Annotated in this window: 18 protein-coding genes and 1 pseudogene; 10 read left to right on the plus strand and 9 right to left on the minus strand. The window is 75.1% G+C overall.

Going from position 1 to position 19,006, the window contains the following annotated elements; genetic code table 11:
* The first annotated feature begins 4 nt into the window (after nucleotides 1-4).
* Together GNZ18_RS11840 and menD are read left to right on the plus strand one after the other, a co-directional pair.
* The gene (locus GNZ18_RS11840) at nucleotides 5-988 is read left to right on the plus strand and encodes an o-succinylbenzoate synthase (protein WP_376766267.1); all 984 of its coding nucleotides are present in this window, start codon (nucleotides 5-7) and stop codon (nucleotides 986-988) included.
* Nucleotides 985-2,655 carry a 2-succinyl-5-enolpyruvyl-6-hydroxy-3-cyclohexene-1-carboxylic-acid synthase gene (gene menD / locus GNZ18_RS11845; RefSeq protein ID WP_214619516.1) on the plus strand — a complete coding sequence of 557 codons (1,671 nt, stop codon included), beginning with the start codon at nucleotides 985-987 and terminating at the stop codon, nucleotides 2,653-2,655. The genes GNZ18_RS11840 and menD overlap by 4 nt, the downstream gene beginning before the upstream one ends.
* A gap of 129 nt (nucleotides 2,656-2,784) precedes the next feature.
* Here the strand turns inward: menD and GNZ18_RS11850 are convergent, their stop codons facing one another.
* Nucleotides 2,785-3,606: a tyrosine-protein phosphatase gene (locus tag GNZ18_RS11850; RefSeq protein WP_156216370.1), complete on the minus strand. Its 822-nt coding sequence runs from the start codon at nucleotides 3,604-3,606 to the stop codon at nucleotides 2,785-2,787.
* Between the two features lie 202 nt (nucleotides 3,607-3,808).
* On the opposite strand from GNZ18_RS11850, the gene GNZ18_RS11855 reads away from it, so the two are divergent.
* Both GNZ18_RS11855 and GNZ18_RS11860 read left to right on the plus strand, forming a co-directional pair.
* Nucleotides 3,809-4,846: a fatty acid desaturase family protein gene (locus GNZ18_RS11855; protein ID WP_156216371.1), complete on the plus strand. Its 1,038-nt coding sequence runs from the start codon at nucleotides 3,809-3,811 to the stop codon at nucleotides 4,844-4,846.
* Between the two features lie 29 nt (nucleotides 4,847-4,875).
* Nucleotides 4,876-5,694, plus strand: coding sequence for an Fpg/Nei family DNA glycosylase (locus tag GNZ18_RS11860; RefSeq protein ID WP_312874440.1), 819 nt, complete (start codon nucleotides 4,876-4,878; stop codon nucleotides 5,692-5,694).
* Between the two features lie 13 nt (nucleotides 5,695-5,707).
* Here GNZ18_RS11860 and GNZ18_RS11865 read toward each other — a convergent pair whose 3' ends face one another.
* The 6 genes from GNZ18_RS11865 to GNZ18_RS11890 all read right to left on the minus strand — a co-directional run bounded on the left by GNZ18_RS11865 (nucleotide 5,708) and on the right by GNZ18_RS11890 (nucleotide 11,466).
* Nucleotides 5,708-6,988 carry a cation:proton antiporter gene (locus tag GNZ18_RS11865; protein ID WP_156216372.1) on the minus strand — a complete coding sequence of 427 codons (1,281 nt, stop codon included), beginning with the start codon at nucleotides 6,986-6,988 and terminating at the stop codon, nucleotides 5,708-5,710.
* A 5-nt stretch (nucleotides 6,989-6,993) separates the two neighbouring features.
* Nucleotides 6,994-7,476, minus strand: coding sequence for a cation:proton antiporter regulatory subunit (locus tag GNZ18_RS11870; RefSeq protein ID WP_214619513.1), 483 nt, complete (start codon nucleotides 7,474-7,476; stop codon nucleotides 6,994-6,996).
* A gap of 128 nt (nucleotides 7,477-7,604) precedes the next feature.
* Nucleotides 7,605-8,843 (minus strand): isochorismate synthase, encoded by a 1,239-nt coding sequence (locus tag GNZ18_RS11875; RefSeq protein WP_312874441.1) that lies wholly within the window; start codon nucleotides 8,841-8,843, stop codon nucleotides 7,605-7,607.
* A 138-nt stretch (nucleotides 8,844-8,981) separates the two neighbouring features.
* Complete coding sequence (locus GNZ18_RS11880; RefSeq protein ID WP_214619511.1) at nucleotides 8,982-9,578, minus strand: biotin transporter BioY; 597 nt, start codon at nucleotides 9,576-9,578, stop codon at nucleotides 8,982-8,984.
* A gap of 146 nt (nucleotides 9,579-9,724) precedes the next feature.
* Nucleotides 9,725-10,423 (minus strand): spermidine synthase family protein, encoded by a 699-nt coding sequence (locus GNZ18_RS11885; RefSeq protein ID WP_156216374.1) that lies wholly within the window; start codon nucleotides 10,421-10,423, stop codon nucleotides 9,725-9,727.
* 83 nt (nucleotides 10,424-10,506) lie between these two features.
* On the minus strand, nucleotides 10,507-11,466 hold the full coding sequence (locus tag GNZ18_RS11890; RefSeq protein WP_312874442.1) for a GlxA family transcriptional regulator: 960 nt from the start codon (nucleotides 11,464-11,466) through the stop codon (nucleotides 10,507-10,509).
* Between the two features lie 166 nt (nucleotides 11,467-11,632).
* On the opposite strand from GNZ18_RS11890, the gene GNZ18_RS11895 reads away from it, so the two are divergent.
* The 5 genes from GNZ18_RS11895 to GNZ18_RS43105 all read left to right on the plus strand — a co-directional run bounded on the left by GNZ18_RS11895 (nucleotide 11,633) and on the right by GNZ18_RS43105 (nucleotide 16,350).
* A complete protein-coding gene (locus tag GNZ18_RS11895) occupies nucleotides 11,633-12,406 on the plus strand; it encodes an NAD(P)H-dependent oxidoreductase (protein ID WP_156216375.1) in 774 nt (257 codons plus the stop codon).
* A gap of 83 nt (nucleotides 12,407-12,489) precedes the next feature.
* Entirely contained in the window at nucleotides 12,490-13,143 is a 654-nt protein-coding gene (locus GNZ18_RS43100; RefSeq protein WP_156216376.1) for an HAD family hydrolase, read from the plus strand.
* A 98-nt stretch (nucleotides 13,144-13,241) separates the two neighbouring features.
* A complete protein-coding gene (locus GNZ18_RS11905) occupies nucleotides 13,242-14,897 on the plus strand; it encodes a glycoside hydrolase family 10-like protein (protein WP_156216377.1) in 1,656 nt (551 codons plus the stop codon).
* Nucleotides 14,898-14,953: 56 nt separating this feature from the next.
* Nucleotides 14,954-15,157, plus strand: a complete 204-nt coding sequence (locus GNZ18_RS11910) for a DUF3040 domain-containing protein (protein ID WP_156216378.1) — start codon at nucleotides 14,954-14,956, stop codon at nucleotides 15,155-15,157.
* 671 nt (nucleotides 15,158-15,828) lie between these two features.
* The gene (locus GNZ18_RS43105; RefSeq protein ID WP_156216379.1) at nucleotides 15,829-16,350 is read left to right on the plus strand and encodes an ATP-binding protein; all 522 of its coding nucleotides are present in this window, start codon (nucleotides 15,829-15,831) and stop codon (nucleotides 16,348-16,350) included.
* Between the two features lie 326 nt (nucleotides 16,351-16,676).
* On the opposite strand, the gene GNZ18_RS42065 is transcribed toward GNZ18_RS43105, so the two are convergent.
* The gene (locus tag GNZ18_RS42065; RefSeq protein ID WP_312874526.1) at nucleotides 16,677-17,792 is read right to left on the minus strand and encodes a helix-turn-helix transcriptional regulator; all 1,116 of its coding nucleotides are present in this window, start codon (nucleotides 17,790-17,792) and stop codon (nucleotides 16,677-16,679) included.
* Nucleotides 17,793-18,089: 297 nt separating this feature from the next.
* Nucleotides 18,090-18,494: pseudogene (locus tag GNZ18_RS42070) on the minus strand (methyltransferase domain-containing protein); the annotation flags it as partial.
* Nucleotides 18,495-18,532: 38 nt separating this feature from the next.
* Between GNZ18_RS42070 and GNZ18_RS11930 the strand changes: the two are divergent.
* Nucleotides 18,533-19,000: a MerR family transcriptional regulator gene (locus GNZ18_RS11930; RefSeq protein ID WP_156216380.1), complete on the plus strand. Its 468-nt coding sequence runs from the start codon at nucleotides 18,533-18,535 to the stop codon at nucleotides 18,998-19,000.
* The last annotated feature ends 6 nt before the right edge of the window (nucleotides 19,001-19,006 follow it).

Raw genomic sequence — 19,006 nt, forward strand, 5'->3', positions numbered from 1 at the left:
ATAGGTGACGCCAGGGGGTCAGCGGGTGCGGGTCTACTCCATCCCGATGCGGACGCGGTTCCGCGGTGTGACGCGGCGGGAGGGCGTGCTCGTCGAGGGCCCCGCCGGCTGGGGGGAGTTCTCGCCGTTCGCCGAGTACGGCCCGGCCGAGTGCGCCCGCTGGTTGGGCGCGGCGCGGGAGGCGGCGTTCGAGGGGTTCCCGGCGCCGGTGCGCGACCGGGTGCCGGTGAACGTGACGATCCCGGCGGTCGGGCCGGAGCGGGCGTTCGAGATGGCGAAGGTGTCGGGGTGCCGCACCGCGAAGGTGAAGGTGGCCGAGCGGGGGCGTCCCGACGCCGAGGACATGGCGCGGGTGGAGGCCGTCCGCGACGCGATGGGGCCGGGCGGCCGGGTCCGGGTGGACGCCAACGGCGGGTGGGACGTGGAGCGCGCCGTCCGGATGATCCGCGCGCTGGACCGGTGGGAGCTGGAGTACGCCGAGCAGCCGTGCGCGACGCTGGAGGAGCTCGGGCAGGTGCGGCGGCGGGTGGACGTGCCGATCGCGGCCGATGAGTCGATCCGCCGGGCGGAGGACCCGCTGAAGGTGCGGGCCGCGGGCGCGGCGGACATCGCGGTGCTGAAGGCGCAGCCGCTGGGCGGGGTGCGGGAGGCGCTGCGGGTCGCGGAGGCGTGCGGGCTGCCGGTGGTGGTGTCGAGCGCGGTGGAGACGTCGGTGGGGCTGGCCGCGGGGGTGGCGCTGGCGGCGGCGCTGCCGGAGCTGCGGTTCGCGTGCGGGCTGGCGACGCTGGCGCTGCTGGAGGGCGACGTGGTCGGTGCTCCGCTGGCCCCGGTGGGCGGGGAGATCGCCGTGCGGCGGCCGGGCGTGGACGAGGAGGCGCTGCGCCGCTTCGAGGTCACCGGCGAAGACGAGACCGGGGCGTGGCGGCGGCGGGCGGCCGCGGCGCAGGAGCACCTGGGCGGCCCGCCGGTGCTCGGGGTGGCGCGGTGAATCCGGCGACCGCGCTGGCCACCGTCCTGGTGGACGAGTTGCTGCGGTGCGGGATGACCGACGCGGTGCTGGCGCCGGGGTCGCGGTCGGCCCCGCTGGCGCTGGCGCTGCACGCCGCCGAGGAGGCGGGCCGGGTCCGGCTGCACGTGCGGATCGACGAGCGGTCGGCGTCCTTCCTCGGCCTCGGGATGGCCAAGCGCGCGGGGCGTCCGGTGGCGCTGGTGTGCACGTCGGGGACGGCGGCGGCGAACTTCCATCCGGCGGTGATCGAGGCGCACGAGTCGGGCGTCCCGCTGCTGGTGATCACCGCGGACCGTCCGCCGGAGCTGCGCGACACGGGCGCGAACCAGACGATCGACCAGGTCAAGCTGTACGGGACGGCGGCGCGGTGGAGCACCGAGGTCGGCGCGCCGGAGAACCGTCCGGGGATGGTGGCGTACTGGCGGTCGCTGGTGAGCCGGGCGTGGGGGCTGGCGCAGGCGCCGGTGCCGGGTCCGGTGCACCTGAACGCGGCGTTCCGGGAGCCGCTGATCCCCGACGGCGACGAGACGTGGTGCGAGCCGCTGGACGGCGACGCGACGGGCGCGTGGACGAAGGTGCGGGCGGCGACGCCGGGGTCGGTGCTGCACGTCCCGCCGACGCGGCGCGGGGTGCTGGTGGTGGGCGACGGCGCGGTCAACGTCAAGCGGTACGTGGCGGCGGCGTCGATGGCGGGGTGGCCGGTGCTGGCCGAGCCGAACGGCAACGCCCGCTACGGCGACCACGCGCTGTCCTCGCACCACTTCCTGCTGGGGGTGCCGGAGTTCGTGGAGCGGCACCGCCCGGAGGTGGTGGTGACGCTGGGCAAGCCGGGCCTGTCGCGTCCGCTGCTGTCGCTGCTGCGCCGGGCGGAGGAGCACATCGTGCTGGCGCCCGACCTGGCGCACTGGCCCGACCCGGTCCGGTCGGCGACGCAGGTCGCGCCGGAGGTGGAGATCCCGGTGGTGTCGGGCGACGACGCGTGGCTGAAGTCGTGGCGGGCGGCCGACCTTGCCGCCGCGGCGGCGGTCGACGGGGTGCTGGACGCCGTCCCGGAGGTGAGCGAGCCCCGGCTGGCGCGTGACCTGGTGGCGGCGCTGCCGGGCGGGTCGCTGCTGTTCTCTGCGGCGAGCATGCCGATCCGCGACCTGGACCAGGTGATGCGGCCGCGCCGGGGGATCCGGGTGATGGCGAACCGGGGGGCTAGCGGAATCGACGGGCTGGTGTCGACGGCGATGGGCGCGGCGCTGCTGCACAGCGGCCGCTCCTACGCGCTGCTCGGCGACCTGGCGTTCCTGCACGACCAGAACGGGCTGATCGTCGGCCCGCAGGACCGCCGTCCCGATCTGGCGATCGTGGTGGTGAACAACCAGGGCGGCGGGATCTTCTCGCTGCTGCCGCAGGCGGCGCTGCACGGCCCGTTCGAGCGGGTCTTCGGCACCCCGCACCGGGTGGACCTGGAGGCGGTCGCGGCCGCGCACGGCCTCCCGTACCGGCGGCTGGAGCTCGCGGCGGACCTGCCGAAGGCGATCGCGGGGGAGGGGCTGCGGATCGTCGAGGCCCGCACCGACAGGGAAGTGAACGCGGCGCTGCACGGCCAGATGCGCAAGGCGGCGCACGCCGCCGTCCGCGCCCTCCTGGCGTCCTGATTTCAGAGCGCGACGACGTTCGGCTTCATGCTTTCATTCTGAAACTTACAATGTAAAGGCGTCGGGCGGTGTGCTTCCCCCCTAACACACAGACCCAAAAAACCACTCACCCAAGCAAAGCGCAGACAGTCAGCCGAGGAGGCGGGCGCGCAGGGCTTCGGTGTCCTCGTCCGTCCAGCCGTGGGAGGTCAGCCAGCCGAGCGGGCCGCCGAAGCGCTCGTCGATGTGGCAGAGGAACGTCGACATCGTCGCCGCGCGGGGGCGGTGGGAGTCGGCGGGGCGCGAGTCCAGGTCGGCGGCGTAGGTGTCGCTGCCGCGGAGCCGGCCGAGGGTGCGTTCGAGGCGTTCGCCGCTGAGGGTGTAGTCGGCGATGACGGCCTCGCGGGTCACGCCGGCGACCTCCAGCGCGAAGGCGCAGACGACGCCGGTGCGGTCCTTGCCGGCGGCGCAGTGGACGAGCGCGGCGCCGTCGGTGCGGGTCATGACGCGCAGGGCGGCGACGATGGAGTCGGGGCGGTCGTTGAGGTAGCCGTGGTAGTGGCTGATGGAGCGGTCGTGCTCGGGTGCGGGTTCGCCGTCGCCGGGGCGGCTCTGCCAGGGGAGGACGGCGGTGGCGGCGGTGCCGGAGTGTGCGGGGGTGCCGGCGACGGCGTCGGTGTGCCGGCCGCCCTCGGCGAACAGGGAGAGCTGGTGGATGGTGACGCTGGGGACGCGGGTGAGGGGGCCGGGGCCTTCGAGGTGGATCTCGGTGTGGGTGCGCAGGTCGATGACGTTCTTGAGGGCGTAGTCGTCCACCAGGACGCGGACGTCGGCGACCGAGAGGTCCTGGAGGTTGTCGGAGCGCAGGAGGCGTCCCCAGCGTGTGGGGCGGCCGGCGGCGGTGGGGAGGCCGCCGAGGTCGCGGGCGTTGGCGGCGCCGTCCAGGTCGATCCACCGGGTGCGTTCGCTCATGGCTTATGACCCTATAGGGGCGGCGTGTCCGTTCCCTGGCGCAGGGTCCTGTTCAGATGGCCATGGTGCTGTGGCGTGAGGTGACCGGGACCTGCGAGCCAGGTCAGGGATGGCTCCCTAGCGTGGCGACCGCGGGGGTGCACGCTCCGTAGCTTTGCGGTGCGCCCCGCGGTGGGGCGTGCCCCCTGCGATAGGAGCCTTCATGCCCGCGATCCTCGACGCCCCGTCCGCGCGTGCCGGTCGGGAGGGGGGCGGCAGCGACTTCACGCCGCTGGCGCGGCGGGTTCGGGAGAGCGGGTTGCTGGAGCGGCGTCCCGGCTACTACGGGCGGGCGATCGGTCTGAACCTGGCCGCGACGGCGGCGTTGTGGGCGGCGGTGGCGTTCGCGGGCGGGTCGTGGTGGGTGGTGCTGCTGGCGGTTCCGCTGGCGGTGGTGTCGACGCGGACGGCGTTCCTGGGGCATGACGCGGGGCATCGGCAGATCGCGGGGTCGGCGCGGGCGAATCGGTTGCTGGGGTTGGCGTTGGGGAATCTGCTGTTGGGGATGGGGCATGGGTGGTGGAGCGACAAGCACAACCGGCATCACGCGAATCCGAACCATGTGGGGAAGGACCCGGATGTGGGGGAGGGCGTGCTGGCGTGGACGCGGGAGCAGGCGGTGCGGCAGCGGGGTCCGCTGCGGTGGGTGGCGCGGCATCAGGCGGCGTTGTTCTTTCCGCTGCTGACGCTGGAGGGCTTCAACCTGAAGATCGGTAGTGCGTTGTTCCTGCGGGAGCGCGGGCGGCGTGAGCGGCTGGTGGAGGGCGGGCTGCTCGTGCTGCACGCGGTGGGGTATCTGGGGTTGGTGTTCGCGTTGCTGAGCCCGGGGAAGGCCGTGGTGCTGGTGCTGTTGCACCAGGCGCTGTTCGGGGTGCATCTGGGGAGTGTGTTCGCGCCGAACCACAAGGGGATGGCGATGCCGGAGCCGGGTGCGCGGTGGGGTCATCTGCGTCGGCAGGTGCTGACGTCGCGGAACGTGCGGGGCGGTGCGGTGACGGACTGGTTGATGGGCGGGTTGAACTACCAGATCGAGCATCATCTGTTCCCGAGCGTTCCGCGGTGCAATCTGCGGCGGGTGCAGCCGCTGGTGCGTGAGCACTGCGCGAGGTTGGGGCTGCCGTTCGCGGAGGCGGGGCTGGTGGAGTCGTACCGGTTGGCGCTGGGTCACATGCGTGAGGTGGGGGAGCCGTTGCGGGGGTGAGGAACCGCTGAGAGCCCTATGCTGGGCGGGTGCCTGAGGGACACACCGTTCATCGTCTGGCCGCCGAGCATCAGCGGATGTTCGGCGGCCGTGTCGTGGGCGCGGTGAGTCCGCAGGGGCGTTTCGCGGAGGGCGCGGCGGCGGTGGACGGGCAGGTGCTGGAGGGCGCGGACGCGCACGGGAAGCATCTGCTGCTGCGGTTGGCGGACGAGCGGTCGGTGCACGTCCATCTGGGGATCTACGGGAAGTATGTGTTCGGGGGGTTGCCGGCGCCGGAGCCGGTGGGTGTGGTGCGGCTGCGGTTGACCGGGGAGGCGCATCACGCGGATCTGCGCGGGCCGAACGTGTGCGAGTTGTTGGAGCCGGGCGGGGTGAAGTTGCTGCGTGACCGGTTGGGGCCTGATCCGTTGCGGGCGGACGGTGATCCGGGGCGGGCGTGGCGGCGGATCTCGCGGACGCGGACGCCGATCGCGGTGTTGTTGATGGATCAGTCGGTGGTGGCGGGTCCGGGGAACATCTACCGGGCGGAGGTGCTGTTCCGGCAGGGGGTGGATCCGCGGTTGCCGGGTCGGCGGTTGTCGGCGGAGCGGTGGGGTGCGATCTGGGACGACCTGGCGGTGTTGATGGCGGAGGGGGTGCGGGCGGGGCGGATCGACACGGTGCGTCCGGAGCACACGCCGGAGGCGATGGGGCGGCCGCCGCGGGTGGATGGTCATGGTGGTGAGGTGTATGTGTACCGGCGGGCGGGGCAGCCGTGTCTGGTGTGCGGTGGGGTGGTGCGGACGGTGGAGGTGGCGTCGCGGAACCTGTTCTGGTGTCCGGTGTGCCAGCCGCCGGGGCGGGGTTGAGGCGGCGGGGGCGTCAGTGGGCGGGTGAGGCGGCGTCGTCGGCGTCCTGGGTGTCGGCGGTGGGTGTGGTGGTGGGTGTGGTGGTGGTTGCGGTGGGGATCTCGTCGTCGGTTTGCGGTGGGGTGGTGCGGCGGCGGGTCCGGTGTGCGCGAAGGGCGCGGGCGGTGGGTTCGGCGGCGCGGGCGAGGACGGGTCCGGTGACGGCGAGGATGAGGACGTAGGCGGCGGCGAGGGGGCCGAGGCGGGGGTTGGTGCCGGCGGTGACGGCGAGTCCGGCGATGACGATGTTGAATTCGCCGCGGGGGACGAGGGCGGTGCCGGCGCGGATGCGTCCGGTGGTGGCGACGCCGGCGCGGCGTGCGGCGAGCCATCCGGTGGTGAGTTTGGTGGCGGTGCCGAGGAGGGCGAGGGCGGCGGCGACGCCGAGGACGGGTGGGAGGTCGGCGGGGTCGGTGTGGAGGCCGAAGAAGACGAAGAAGACGGCGGCGAAGAGGTCGCGGAGGGGGGCGAGGAGTTTCTGGGCGGTGTGGGCGAGGGGGCCGGACAGGGCGATGCCGACGAGGAAGGCGCCGACGGCGGCGGAGACCTGGAGGTGTTGGGCGATGCCGGCGACGAGGAGGGTGAGGCCGAGGACTTTGAGGAGGAGGACTTCTTCGCTGGGGCTGGCGACGAAGCGTTCGACGAGGGTGCCGTGGCGGAGGGCGATGTAGAGGATGGCGGTGATGGTGGCGGCGGCGATGGCGAGGGCGGTGGCGCCGCCGAGGAGCCCGGCGCCGGCGAGCAGGGCGGTGAGGATGGGGAGGTAGGCGGCCATCGCGAGGTCTTCGAAGACGAGGACGGACAGGACGGCCGGGGTTTCGCGGTTGCCGAGCCAGCCGAGGTCGCCGACGACTTTGGCGGTGATGCCGGAGGAGGTGACGTAGGTGATGCCGCCCATGGCGACGGCGGCGACGGGGCCCCAGCCGAGGAGGAGGGCGGCGGCGACGCCGGGGGTGGCGTTGAGGAGGAGGTCGGCGAGGCCGACGGGTGCGGAGGTGCGGAGGGTGCCGACGAGTTCGTCGGCGGTGTATTCGAGGCCGAGGGTGAACAGCAGCAGGATGACGCCGACCTCTGCGCCGGTGGCGACGAAGTCCTCGCTGGTGGTGAGGGGGTAGACGCCGCCTGATCCGAAGGCGAGGCCGGCGATGAGGTAGAGGGGGATGGGGGAGATGGAGAACCGTACGGAGATCGCGCCGAGCATGCCGAGGGCGAGGATGATCGCGCCGAGTTCGATGAGCTGGAGCGTGGAGTGCATGCGGGTCAGCCGTCGGTGAGGATCCGTGCGACGGCGGCGGTGCCCTCGTCGGTGCCGACGACGACGATGGTGTCGCCGGCGGTGAAGGTGAAGTCGGGGCGGGGGCTGGCGATGACGTGGCCGTCGCGGACGACGGCGACGATGGAGGCGCTGGTGCGGGTGCGGGCGCGGGTGTCGGCGAGGGGGCGTCCGTCGTAGGGGGAGCCGGGGGTGATGGGGAGTTGTTCGGTGACGAGGCCGTCGACCTGGCGGTGGAGTTCGGCGAGGTGTTCGATGATGCGTCCGGTGCCGAGGAGTTCGGCGATGGCGTTGGCCTCGTCGGGGGTGAGGATGACGGCGGCGGTGCAGCTGTCGGGGTCGTCCTTGTCGTAGACGACGAGGTCGCGGCGTCCGGTGCGGTGGGAGATGACGCCGACGCGGCGGCCGCGGCCGGTGGTCATGGTGTGTTGCAGGCCGATGCCGGGTAGTGCGGTGCGTTCGACGTCCACGTTGTTCGGGTCCCTCCGCTCGGTGCCGGTGTCCGCCCGTGCATGATCGCAGATCGTTGGGGGTGCTCTGACCTGGGGCGGTCTGGGGAGCGGGGCCCCCGGGGGGCGGGGCGGGGCTGGTGCGGGGGTCAGCCTTGGAGGGCGTGGCGCATGGCGCCGAACTTGGTGTGGGCTTCGGCGAGTTCGGCGGCGGGGTCGGAGTCGGCGACGATGCCGCAGCCGGCGAACAGGCGGGCGCGGGTGCCGTCGATCTGGGCGCAGCGCAGCGCGATGCCCCATTCGCCGTCGCCGCGGGCGTCGACCCAGCCGACGGGTCCGGCGTAGCGGCCGCGGTCCATGCCTTCGAGTTCGCGGATGAGGTCGAGGGCGGTGGGGGTGGGGGTGCCGGCGACGGCGGGGGTGGGGTGGAGGGCGGCGACGACGTCCAGGACGGAGCGGTCGGCGGTGAGGTGGCCGCGGACGGGGGAGGCGAGGTGGATGAGGTTGGGGAGGGTGAGGAGTTCGGGTTCGGCGGGGACGTGGAGGTGGGAGCAGAGGGGGGTGAGGGCGTCGCGGACCATTTCGGCGGCGTAGCGGTGTTCTTCGCGGTCCTTGGCGGAGTCGAAGAGGCGGTCGGCGCGGGCGGTGTCGTCGGTGGGGGTGGTGCCGCGTGCGGTGGTGCCGGCGAGGACGAGGGATTCGATGTGGCCGCCGGTGCGGCGGATGAGGAGTTCGGGGGTGGCGCCGACGAGTCCGGCGCAGGAGAAGGTGTAGCAGGCGGGGAAGCGGTCGGCGAGGCGGCGGAGCAGGACGCGGGCGTCGATGGGTTCGCCGGCGTGGACGGTGAGGTCGCGGGCGAGGACGACCTTGCCGAGGTGGCCGTCGCGGATGCGGGTGACGGCGGTGGCGACGGCGCTTTCCCAGGCGGGGGCGGGGAGTGCCCCGTCGCTCCAGGTGAGGGTGGTGGGTGCGGTGGGGGGGCGGAGGAGGGTGGGGCCGGGGGCCTGGTCGGTGCCGATGGTGGTGAGCCAGGCGTGGCCGTCGCGGCGTCCGAGGACGTGGCGGGGGACGATGAGGACGGAGTCGTCGGAACCGGGGTCGAAGCCGAATCCGCCGAAGGCGACGGGGCCGGTACCGGGGACGGCGACCTGGTCGTCGATGTCGGCGGCGGCGAAGATGTCGTGGAGCAGGCGGGTGGCGGTGGTGAACCGGTCGGGGCCGCCGGGGAGGGTGAGGCGGGCGGCCTCGCCCCAGCCGACGAGTCCCTCGCCGTGGCGGACCCAGGCCAGCGCGGCGGGGTGGGGGAGGCCCGAGATCAGGTCGCCCGGGTCGGGGACCGGGACGGTGCGGACGGACAGGCGGTCCGGTGCTGTCACGGCGAGCTTCACGCGAGCCACTCTACGCCAGATTTGAACCTGTTCAAACAGGCGGGGTCGGGGAGCGCGGTGAGGTGTCCGCCACACCCGCCCCTCACTCCCGCCCCTCCCGCGCGCCGTCCGCGGGAGGGGGCGGGGTGGGGAGAGGGGTCAGGCGGCGCGGTCGCGGGAGGCGCCGGTGAGGCGCCACGCGGCGGGGAGCAGGCCCGCCGCCAGCAGCACCTTCAGCGCGTCGCCCGCCAGGAACGGGGTGACGCCGAGGTGCAGGGCGCGGCCGAGGTCCACGTCCAGCGAGGCCATCAGGTAGGGGACGCCCGCCGCGTACATGACGACGGTGCCGGCGAGCATCGTCGCGACCGTCCGGGCGGGGGTGCGGTCGCCGCCGCGTTCGGCGAGCCGGCCGACCAGCGCGGCGGCGACGACGAAGCCGATCACGTAGCCGAGGGTGGGCGCGGTGGTGCCGGACGCGCCGTCGACGAACCAGGGGACGCCCGCCATCCCGGCGAGCAGGTAGACGATCATGCCGAGGCCGGCGCGGCTCCAGCCGAGCGCGGCGCCCGCCAGCAGCACCGCGAAGGTCTGTCCCGACACCGGGACCGGGGTGCCCGGCAGCGGCACCGCGATCTGCGCGGCGACGCCGACGAGGGCGGCCGCGCCGGCGACGAGCGCGGCGTCGCGGGCCAGGGAACCGGGCAGCAGGTCGACCAGGACGGCGGGGCGCCGCTGGGCCGCGTGGGCAGTAGCCACTGATCCTCCCAAGGGGTGTTGTCGGTTCGAAACCTAGCGAACCGCCCATCCGGGGCGGATACCCCGGCCCCAGGGGAACATCCGGGCGGCGGGGAAAACTCCCCTCCCCGAGCGGGCCCCGAGGCGGGCGCGAGGCGGGCGCGAGGTCAGGCGGGGCGGGCGCCGCGCGCGAGGTAGACGACGTCGGGTTCGCCGCGCGGGACGGGCACCGGCCGGGCGGTGACGGCGGTGAACCGGTCGCGCAGCAGCGCCTCGAAGCGGGGCGCGGCGTGCGCGCTCCAGACCGCGAGGACGCCGCGCGGGGTCAGCCGCGCGGTGAGGGCGGACAGGCCCGCCGCGCCGTACAGCTGGGCGTTGCCGGGGGTGACGGTCCAGTCGGGGCCGTTGTCGATGTCCAGGCACAGCGCGTCGAAGGCGCCGGTGGCGGGGGAGGCGAGGACGTCGACGAGGTCGGCCTGCTCCACGGTGACGCGGGGGTCGTTCAGCGCGTCGCGCGACCAGGGGCGCAGGTGGGTGCGGTGCCAGGCGATCACCGCCGGTTCGCGTTCGACGACCCGGACGTGCGCGACGCCGGGGGTCGCCAGCGCCTCGGCGAGGGAGAACCCGACGCCCAGCCCGCCGATCAGCACCCGGACCGGCGCGTCCAGGCCCTCGGCGGCGGCGCGGACCAGCAGCCGCTCGGACTCGCCGTTGCGGGTGTCCATCAGGAACACCCCGTTCTCGATGATCTCGAAGTCGGTGCCGGAGCGGCGCAGCACCAGCTCCCCGCCCAGCCCGGCGGCGCGCTCCACCACCTCCGGCTCCGCCGGCGGGGAGGTTCGGGGTGCGTGCGGTGCCACGTCCATGCCCTCGACCCTAACGGCCTGCGGGGCCCGCGGCGCCGGGCACGCCCCCGCCGCCTGCGGGAGGTGATCGCCATGCGCGGCGGTCAGGGGGCGCGGGGGCCGCGGAACGTCGCCCGGTAGGCGCTCGGCGACACCCCCAGCTCGGTGCGCAGCCGCACCCGCAGCGACGCCGCCGACCCCAGCCCCGACCGCTCGGCGACCCGGTCGACGGGCAGGTCGGTCTCCTCCAGCAGTTGCAGCGCCCGCTCCATCCGCCGCCGCGCCAGCCACTGCGACGGCGACATCCCCGACTCCTCCCGGAACCGGCGTGTGAACGTCCGCACGCTCATCGACTCCCGCGCCGCCAGCTCGGCCAGGCCCACCCGCCGGTCCAGGTGCTCCAGCGCCCACGTCCGAGCCGCGGCCGTCGAGGACACCCGCGGCTCGGCGACCGGGCGCGCCACGAACTGCGCCTGCCCGCCCTCCCGGTGCGGCGGCACCACCGTGCGGCGCGCCACGTCCGCGGCCACCGCCGCGCCGTGGTCGCGGCGGATCATGTGCAGGCACAGGTCGATGCCCGCCGCCTCCCCGGCCGAGGTGAGCACCGCGCCCTCGTCGGCGTACAGGACGGAGGGGTCCAGCCGCACCCCCGGGAACATCTCCGCGAACCGCCCGGTCGACAGCCAGTGCGTCGTGGCCCGCCGCCCCTCCAGCAGGCCCGCCGCCGCCAGCACGAACGCGCCCGTGCAGATCGAGGCGATCCGCTCCGCGCCCGACGCGGCCACCGCCGCCGGGACCGGTCCCTCCCCGGGGCGCGACTCGTCCAGCTCGTGCGAGGCGGGCACCAGCACCGTGCCCGCGCCGCGCAGCGACTCCAGCCCGTGCTCGGCCATCACCGCGAAGTCGGCGCTGGTGCGCACCGGCCCCGGTTCGGCCGCGCACGTCACCACCTCATACAGCGGCGCCCCCGCCGCCGACCTGGCCTGCCCGAACAGCTGGTGCACGATGCCCAGCTCCATCGGCAGCACACCGTCGCGCACCACCACCGCCACCCGATGCGCCACCCGATGCCGCTCCCCGGCCGTTCATGGCCCGATCCTCGCACAGGACGGCCCGCGGGCCACTGACGCCCGCGCCGCCGCCCCGGGCAGCATCGACTCCACCGGCTCCGACCGGCTCCGACCGGCTCCGACCAACCGCACCCGACCTCCGTCACCGAAGGGCCCACCGATGAACGTCCTGTGGATCTTCGCGCACCCCGAGCGGCGCTCCCTCAACGGCGCGCTGCGCGACCACGGCCTGGCCACCCTGCGCGGCCTCGGCCACCCCGTCCGCCAGTCCGACCTGTACGCGATGGGCTGGAACCCCCTGGTCACCCCCGCCGACCACCGCCACGACCCGCGCGAGCGCTTCCGGGTCGGCGCCGCGTCCGAGCGCGCCCACGCCACCGGCGCCCTCAGCGCCGACATCCGCGCCGAACACGACAAGATCGCCTGGGCGGACGCGCTCGTCCTGCAGTTCCCGCTGTGGTGGTACGGGATGCCCGCCATCCTCAAGGGCTGGTTCGACCGCGTGTTCGTCCAGGGCTTCGCGTTCGGCGTCACCGACGGCCAGGGCCGCACCCGCCGCTACGGCGACGGCGGCCTGGCCGGGCGGCGCGCCCTCGTCGTCACCACCGCCGGCGCCCGCCCCACCGGCCTCGGCCCGCGCGGCGTCCACGGCGACACCGCGCAGCTGCTGTTCCCCCTCCTGCACGGGACGCTCTGGTACACCGGCATGCGCGTCCTGCCGCCCCTGCTCATCCCCGGCGCCGACCGCGCCGGACCCGCCGACCACGCCGGCGCCGCCGCCGCGCTCGACCGGCGGCTGCGGGGCCTGCCCACCGACCCGCCGCTGCCCTACCGCACCGAGGCCGGCGGCGACTACGACGACGACCTCGTCCTGCGCCCCGACCTGGCGCCCGGCCGCACCGACCTCGGCGTCCACCTCACCACCCCCACCTGACACCGCGCCCGGCCCCCGCGGGTATCGCCGTGTACCGCCCGCCCTGGTAGAAAGTCCGGGGATCTTCGAGACGGGGGGACGCGATGGCGTGGGTGGTCTTCGACTACGGCGAGGTCATCTGCCACCGGCCGCCCGGCGACAGCGCCGACCGGCTGCCGCGCGCCCTCGCCGCCGACCCCGCCGCGTTCTGGGACGCCTACTGGGACGGCCGCGAACCCTACGACCGCGGCGCCGTCGACGCCGCCGGCTACTGGGACGGGCTGTGCGAGCACCTCACCGCCGCCGGGCACACCGGCCACCCCGCCCGCGTCACCGGCACCGGCACCGGGGACGGCGACGGGCTGCTCCACACCCTCGTCGGCCTCGACATCGACATGTGGTCCCACCTCAACCCCGGCACGCTCACCGTCCTGGACGACCTCGCCGCCCGGGACGTGCCGCTGGCGCTGCTGTCCAACGCGCCGCGCGAGCTGGCCCGCGACATCGACGGCCGGCCCTGGTCCGCGCGGTTCCGCCGCCGGTTCTACAGCGCCGACCTGAACCTCACCAAACCCGACCCCCGCATCTACCGGCACGTCGCCGACGCCCTCGCCGTCCCGCCCGCCGAGCTGGTGTTCGTCGACGACCGGCAGGTGAACGTCGACGCCGCCCGCGACGCCGGCCTGCGCGCCCACCTGTACACCGGCACCGCCGCCCTCCGCCGCGACCTGGACCTCCCCGCCACCACCGCCCGCTGACACGGCGGCGGGTGAGGCGGCGGGTGGGGCGGCCGGTGACACGCGCGGATCGCCGTTCCGTACGTACCACCGCAACGAGTACGTAACAATGGCTCGCTATGGCATGGGGAGTGAGGACGCGGATCCAGGCGGCGGCGGGTCGACCCGCCGCCGCGGCGCTGGCGGCGGCGCTGACGGCGGCGCTGGCCGGCTGCGGCCTGCCCGCCCTCGGCGGCACCGACGAACGCGGCGCCGGCGATCCCGTCGGCCCCGAGGCCAAGGCCGAATGCCCCGCCGTGCCGGCCCCCGGCGACTCCAAGGCGCGGCAGCTGCGCGCCATGTGGATCGCGACCGTCACCGGCATCGACTGGCCCAAGGACACGGGCCTGCCCGCCGAGCGGCAGAAGGCCGACTTCGTCAAGCTCCTCGACACCGCCGCGGCGATGAACCTCAACGCCGTCGTCGTCCAGGTCCGCCCCAACTCCGACGCGTTCTACCCCTCCCCCTACGAGCCGTGGTCCCAGTGGATCACCGGGACGCAGGGCAAGGACCCCGGCTACGACGTCCTGGCGTTCATGCTGAAGGAGGCCCACGCCCGCAACCTGGAGTTCCACGCCTGGTTCAACCCCTACCGCGTCAGCCGCCAGGACGACCTGAACAAGCTCGCGCCGACCAGCCCCGCCCGCCGCCACCCCGACTGGGTCCGCAAGTACGGCAGCGGCCTGTGGTACGACCCGGGGCTCCCGCAGGTGCGGGACCTGGCCACCAAGGCCGTCCTGGACGTCGTCACCAAGTACGACATCGACGCCGTCCACTTCGACGACTACTTCTACCCCTACCCCGAGTCCGGCGAGTTCCCCGACACCGCCACCTACAAAGCCTTCGGCGGCGGCATGAAACGCGGCGACTGGCGCCGCCAGAACGTCAACACCCTCGTGCGGACCCTCTCCCAGAAGATCCACCAGACCAAGCCCTGGGTGCGGTTCGGGATCAGCCCCTTCGGCGTCTGGCGCAACAAGACCACCGACCCCGCCGGGTCGGCCACCAGCGCCCTGCAGAGCTACGACGACATCTACGCCGACACCCGCACCTGGATCCGCGAACGCTGGATCGACTACGTCACCCCCCAGCTGTACTGGCCGATCGGCGACCGCCGCGCCGACTACGCCGAACTCGTGCGCTGGTGGGCCCGGCAGGTCCAGGGCACCGGCGTGCAGCTGACCATCGGGCAGGGCGCCTACCGCGTCGGCGAGGACGCCACCTGGAAGAAACCCGCCGAGCTGTCCCGCCACCTCACCCTCAACGCCGCCCACCCGCAGGTGCGCGGCGACGTGTTCTTCTCCGCCTCCGACCTGGCCTCCGACCGCCGCGGGTTCGCCGCCCGCATCCGCCGCGACCACTACGCCCGCCCCGCCATCCCCCCGCCCGCCGCCCCCCCCGCCCCCGCCGACCCCGGTGGCGGCGGCGCGGTGGCGGCGAAGGCGCCGCCGGCCGTCCAGGACGTCCAGGCCACCGCCGAGGGCACGGGCGTCCGCGTCCGGTGGCGGCCCGCGCGGGACGCCACCTCCTACGCCGTCTACCGCGCCGACGGCAGGCGCCCCGAATGCGCGCCCGTCGACCCCGCCCGCCTCATCGCCGACGTCCGCGCCGACGCCGTCATCGACCCCACCGCCAAGCCCGGCCGCGCCTACACCTACTACGTCACCGCGCTGGACCGCCTCCACCACGAAAGCGCACCCGCGCGCGGCGCAACGGTTACCGCACCCGGGGGATAATGATCTTGCTCTGTGGGCAGGAACCAGACACCTGAACGCCCCCGGAGGTATAGAGCATGGCGCTGTCGATGGAGGAGCAGCGGATCCTCACACAGATCGAGGTCCGCCTGAGCGAGGACGATCCCCGGCTGGCCCAGCGCCTCTCCCGGCTCGGCCGGGCCCGCACCACCCGCCGCGTCCGGGTGATCGCGGCCATCGTGATCACCGCCGTCGTGGTCCTCGCCGCGGCCGCCGGCGGCGCCATCGCCGCGATGTCCTAGATGCGCATCGCACCGCGCACCCGGCGCGCCGCACCGCGCACCGCCCGTCGGCGGCCCTCCCGGCCCCGCACCCACACCGGCGCCCACACCGGCGCCCGGCCCCGCGCCCACGCTCCTCCGCCGCGCCGCACGGCGCCGCCCGCGTGACCCACGCGTAGAAACGCCGAGGCCCCGGCGAGATCAGATCTCGCCGGGGCCCCGACGCTTAGGCCGGTGTGGTGGTCGCCTCACGGCGAAAGGCACAACGGAGCTCCAGCCCGGACGGACCGGCGGTATTCCCCGAAGGCGTTGTGTAGAGCCCGGGGGACACAAGCCACACCGACATCCCCCACCCTAACGGCTACCGGCCCGTGCTCATTCCACCGGTCCCCGCGTGTCACGATCACCTCACCCGCGGGTGAGGCCCGCCTTGACCCGTGCACCACGCCCCCCGGCGATGCGTCCCACTATCCGAACGGACGCGGGAAAAGAGGGACCTGTCCCAGGATCGGCCGTGACGGCGCGCGGAGGCACCGCCACGGCCGGGTATGACCACCATGGCCGCCGCCGACATGGGGAACTGTCGGCGCGGCGATATCCGCGGGCCCGGCCCCTTACCGCGGCGTCGGCGGGGAACAAGCCTGTTGAGGCCGCTGACCTGCGGAAACCGCAACAGGTGAGGAGACGGGGCATTGGGAACCAAAGAACTCGGCATCGACGACACCGGTGGCGGGCCCACCGGGGGCCCCACCGGCCACGACCACCACCCCGACCATCCCGGCCATCCCGGCCGCGCCGACCACCGGCGGGCCGCCTGGGAACTGGACGCCGACACCCGCGCCGCGTCCCACGCCCGCGCCCTCACCGGGCGCGCCCTGCGCGACTGGCAGGTCACCGACCCCGCCGACGTCGACGACATCATCCTCATCGTCGACGAACTGGTCACCAACGCGATCGTGCACGGCACCGGGCCCGTCCGCCTCACCCTGACCCTGGACGGCCCGGCCCTCACCGGCGAGATCGGCGACAACGACCCCGCCGCGCCCGCGGCGCCCGGCGGCCCGCCCCGCGTCCTGGACTGGGCCGAGGCCGGCCGCGGCCTCCTGCTCGTCACCGCCCTGGCCACCGAGTTCGGCGCCCACCCCGACGGCACCGGCAAGACCGTCTGGTTCACCCGCCTCCTCACCCCCCTCAACGGCCACACCGCCAACTGAACCCGCCAACCGAACCCGCCCGACCACCCGCCCGCCCGCCTCAGGACGCGTCCACCGCGCGCCCCCCAGCGCCCCAGCCGGAACAGCGGACACCACCGGCGTCCGCCGCGTCCCGCACCACCCGCCAGCCAAGCCGCACGGGCCGGCCCGCCCGAGCGGCCCCAAAGGCGCGCCTCCGCCGACGCCGCCGCAAGGCGCAGGGCCGCGGACCCCCGCCGCGCCGACGGCCCCGCGGCGGTCGCCCGGCGCGGCCCGCCGCTCCCGCCCCCGACCGCGCCTCCACTGCGCCCCCACGGAGGCGCGCGGGGGCCGGGGACGCGCGCGGGTCAGGCCTGGAGGGGGCAGCGGTCGACGACCCAGACGCCCTCCTCGTCCTCCGACGCCGGGACGGGCGGGTCATCGGACAGCCGGTCCAGATGCCACTCGATGTGGGCCAGCGGACCGCGCCAGCCCGCCAGCAGGTCCGCCAGCGGGCGCGGCATCCCCGGCGGGCCGAACGGGCGCGGATCGGGCAGGTCCTCCTCCCACAGCCCGTCGTCGCAGTCGGCCGCCCAGTGCGCCGCCGCCTCCAGCACCTCCCGCAGGTCGCGGGCCAGATCACCGAGCGAGCGCAGCGCCATCGCGTCCTGGATCATCCGCTCCCGCCGCTCATAGGGCAGATCCCGGTCGAACTCCGGCGGGAACGGCGGACGGCGCCCCTCCAGCACCGGGTCCGCATCGGTCGCCGCCGCGCGGATCGCCGCCACCTGCCAGCGCGTCCACTCCGCCAGATGCCCCAGCACACCGCGCAGCGCCGCCGCGCCCTCCCCGCCGCCCCGGACCTCCGCCGTCACCTCCCGCAGCCGGGACCGGACGAACTCCACCCGGTCCAGCGTCCACGCCCGCGCCCGCGCCGCGCCCGCCGGGCCCCGCGGACCCGGCTCCACCGGCGGGCGCGGCATCGGCACCCGCAGCGCCGCCAGCAGATCGTCCAGATCGCGGACCTCCGCGCCCCGCCCCGACAGGAACGCCGCCCCGACCCGGTCCAACCGGAACATGCGCGGCCCGTCCCGCATCCGGCACCACCCCACCAGGTACTCCCCGTAGGGGGCGACGACCAGGCCGTGCGCCTCCACGTCCCGGAAGCTGCGCGCGCCGGCCTGGTCGGTGTAGGCGAGCCGCACCACCCGCCGCGTCCGCACCGCCTCGGCGAGGGTGTCGTGCACCGGGCCCATCAGCGACGCCACCTCGCTCAGCGCCTCCGGCGGCGTTGCCTCCGGCAGGACGTGGCCGCCCCGCACCGACCTCACCGGCAGCCCGCCGTGGGTGAGCAGCTCCAGGTCGCGGCGGACGGTCCGCTCGCTCACCCCCAGCCGCCCCGCGAGCGTGGCGGAGTCCACCGGCTCCGGCGAGGCCGCCCGCAGCTCGGCGACCAGCGCCAGCAACCGATCCACGCGATCCACCACCCCATCGTGACCCCCCGCACCGGCGATCCACCGTGGCGCGAAGGTCTCAACCCCCTTCACCGCAGGCCGGGGCGGTGGCGAGCACGCACGCGGCGGGCGGGTCCAGCTCCAAGGTCTCGACCCGGACACCGGTGAAGCCCGCGCGGGTGAGCATCTCCCGCAGCTCCCCGGCCGCGCGGGCCGTGGTGGCGCGGGTGGCGCCGGGGCAGCGGGGCTGGCTGACCAGCGCGACCCGCCCCCCGGCGCGCAGCAGCCCCGCAGCTCCACCAGCCGCGCCACCGGGTCCGGCCAGAACCCCGCCGAGTTGACCGCCAGGACCGCGTCCAGCGGGCCGCCGAAGTCCGGCAGCCCCTCCACCGGCGCGCACCGCAGCCGCACCCGCCCGGCGCGGACGGCGGCGGCGTTGCGGCGCGCGGCGTGCCGGACCATCGCCCGCGAATGGTCCACCCCGAACACCACGCCCCCGGGCGCGCGGGCCGCGAGCGCCGCGACGGCGATCCCGGGACCGAACCCGATCTCCAGGACCCGGTCGGCGGGCCCCACCTCCAGCAGCCCCACCGCCCACACGTTCCGCCTCCGGTTGGAGGGCCGCAGGGCGAACATCCACCCGTTCGCCCACCCGACCGCGCCCCGCGGGCGGTGGGCCTGACCCACCAGATACCTGATCGCGCGCCGTTTCAGCGCCGTTCCCATCCGCATGACCGCCAGTGAAGGGCTTCAAGTACGGTTGAAGTCAAATGAGCGAGCCCCTGACGATCGGCGGCCTGGCGGCCCGCACCGGCGTCGCCGCGTCCGCGCTGCGTTACTGGGAGGGCCTCGGCCTGCTCCCGGCCCCCGAACGGGTCTCGGGGCAGCGCCGCTACCCGGCCTCGGCGGCCCGGCTCGTCGGGGTCATCGTCGCGCTCCGCCGCGTCGGGTTCACCCTGCGGGAGATCGAGGCGTTCCGCACCCCCAGCGCCCCGGGCGGCGACGGATGGCGGCCGCTGTACCAGGCCAAACTCGCCGAACTGGACGAGCGGATCGCGCAGGCCCAGGCGGCGCGCACCGCCATCGCCCACGGCCTGGCCTGCCCGCACGAGGACATCCGCGACTGCGCCGCCTTCACCGCCGGCGCCGACGCGCTCCTGGCGGGACACACCCTCGAACAAGCCCACGAACAAGCCCACGAGCAGGCTCACACCCGCGCGCGGGCGCGGCCGCGCTGACCCCGG

Origin of the sequence: Actinomadura litoris (assembly GCF_009733595.1) — a bacterium.
Classification (GTDB): domain Bacteria; phylum Actinomycetota; class Actinomycetes; order Streptosporangiales; family Streptosporangiaceae; genus Spirillospora; species Spirillospora litoris.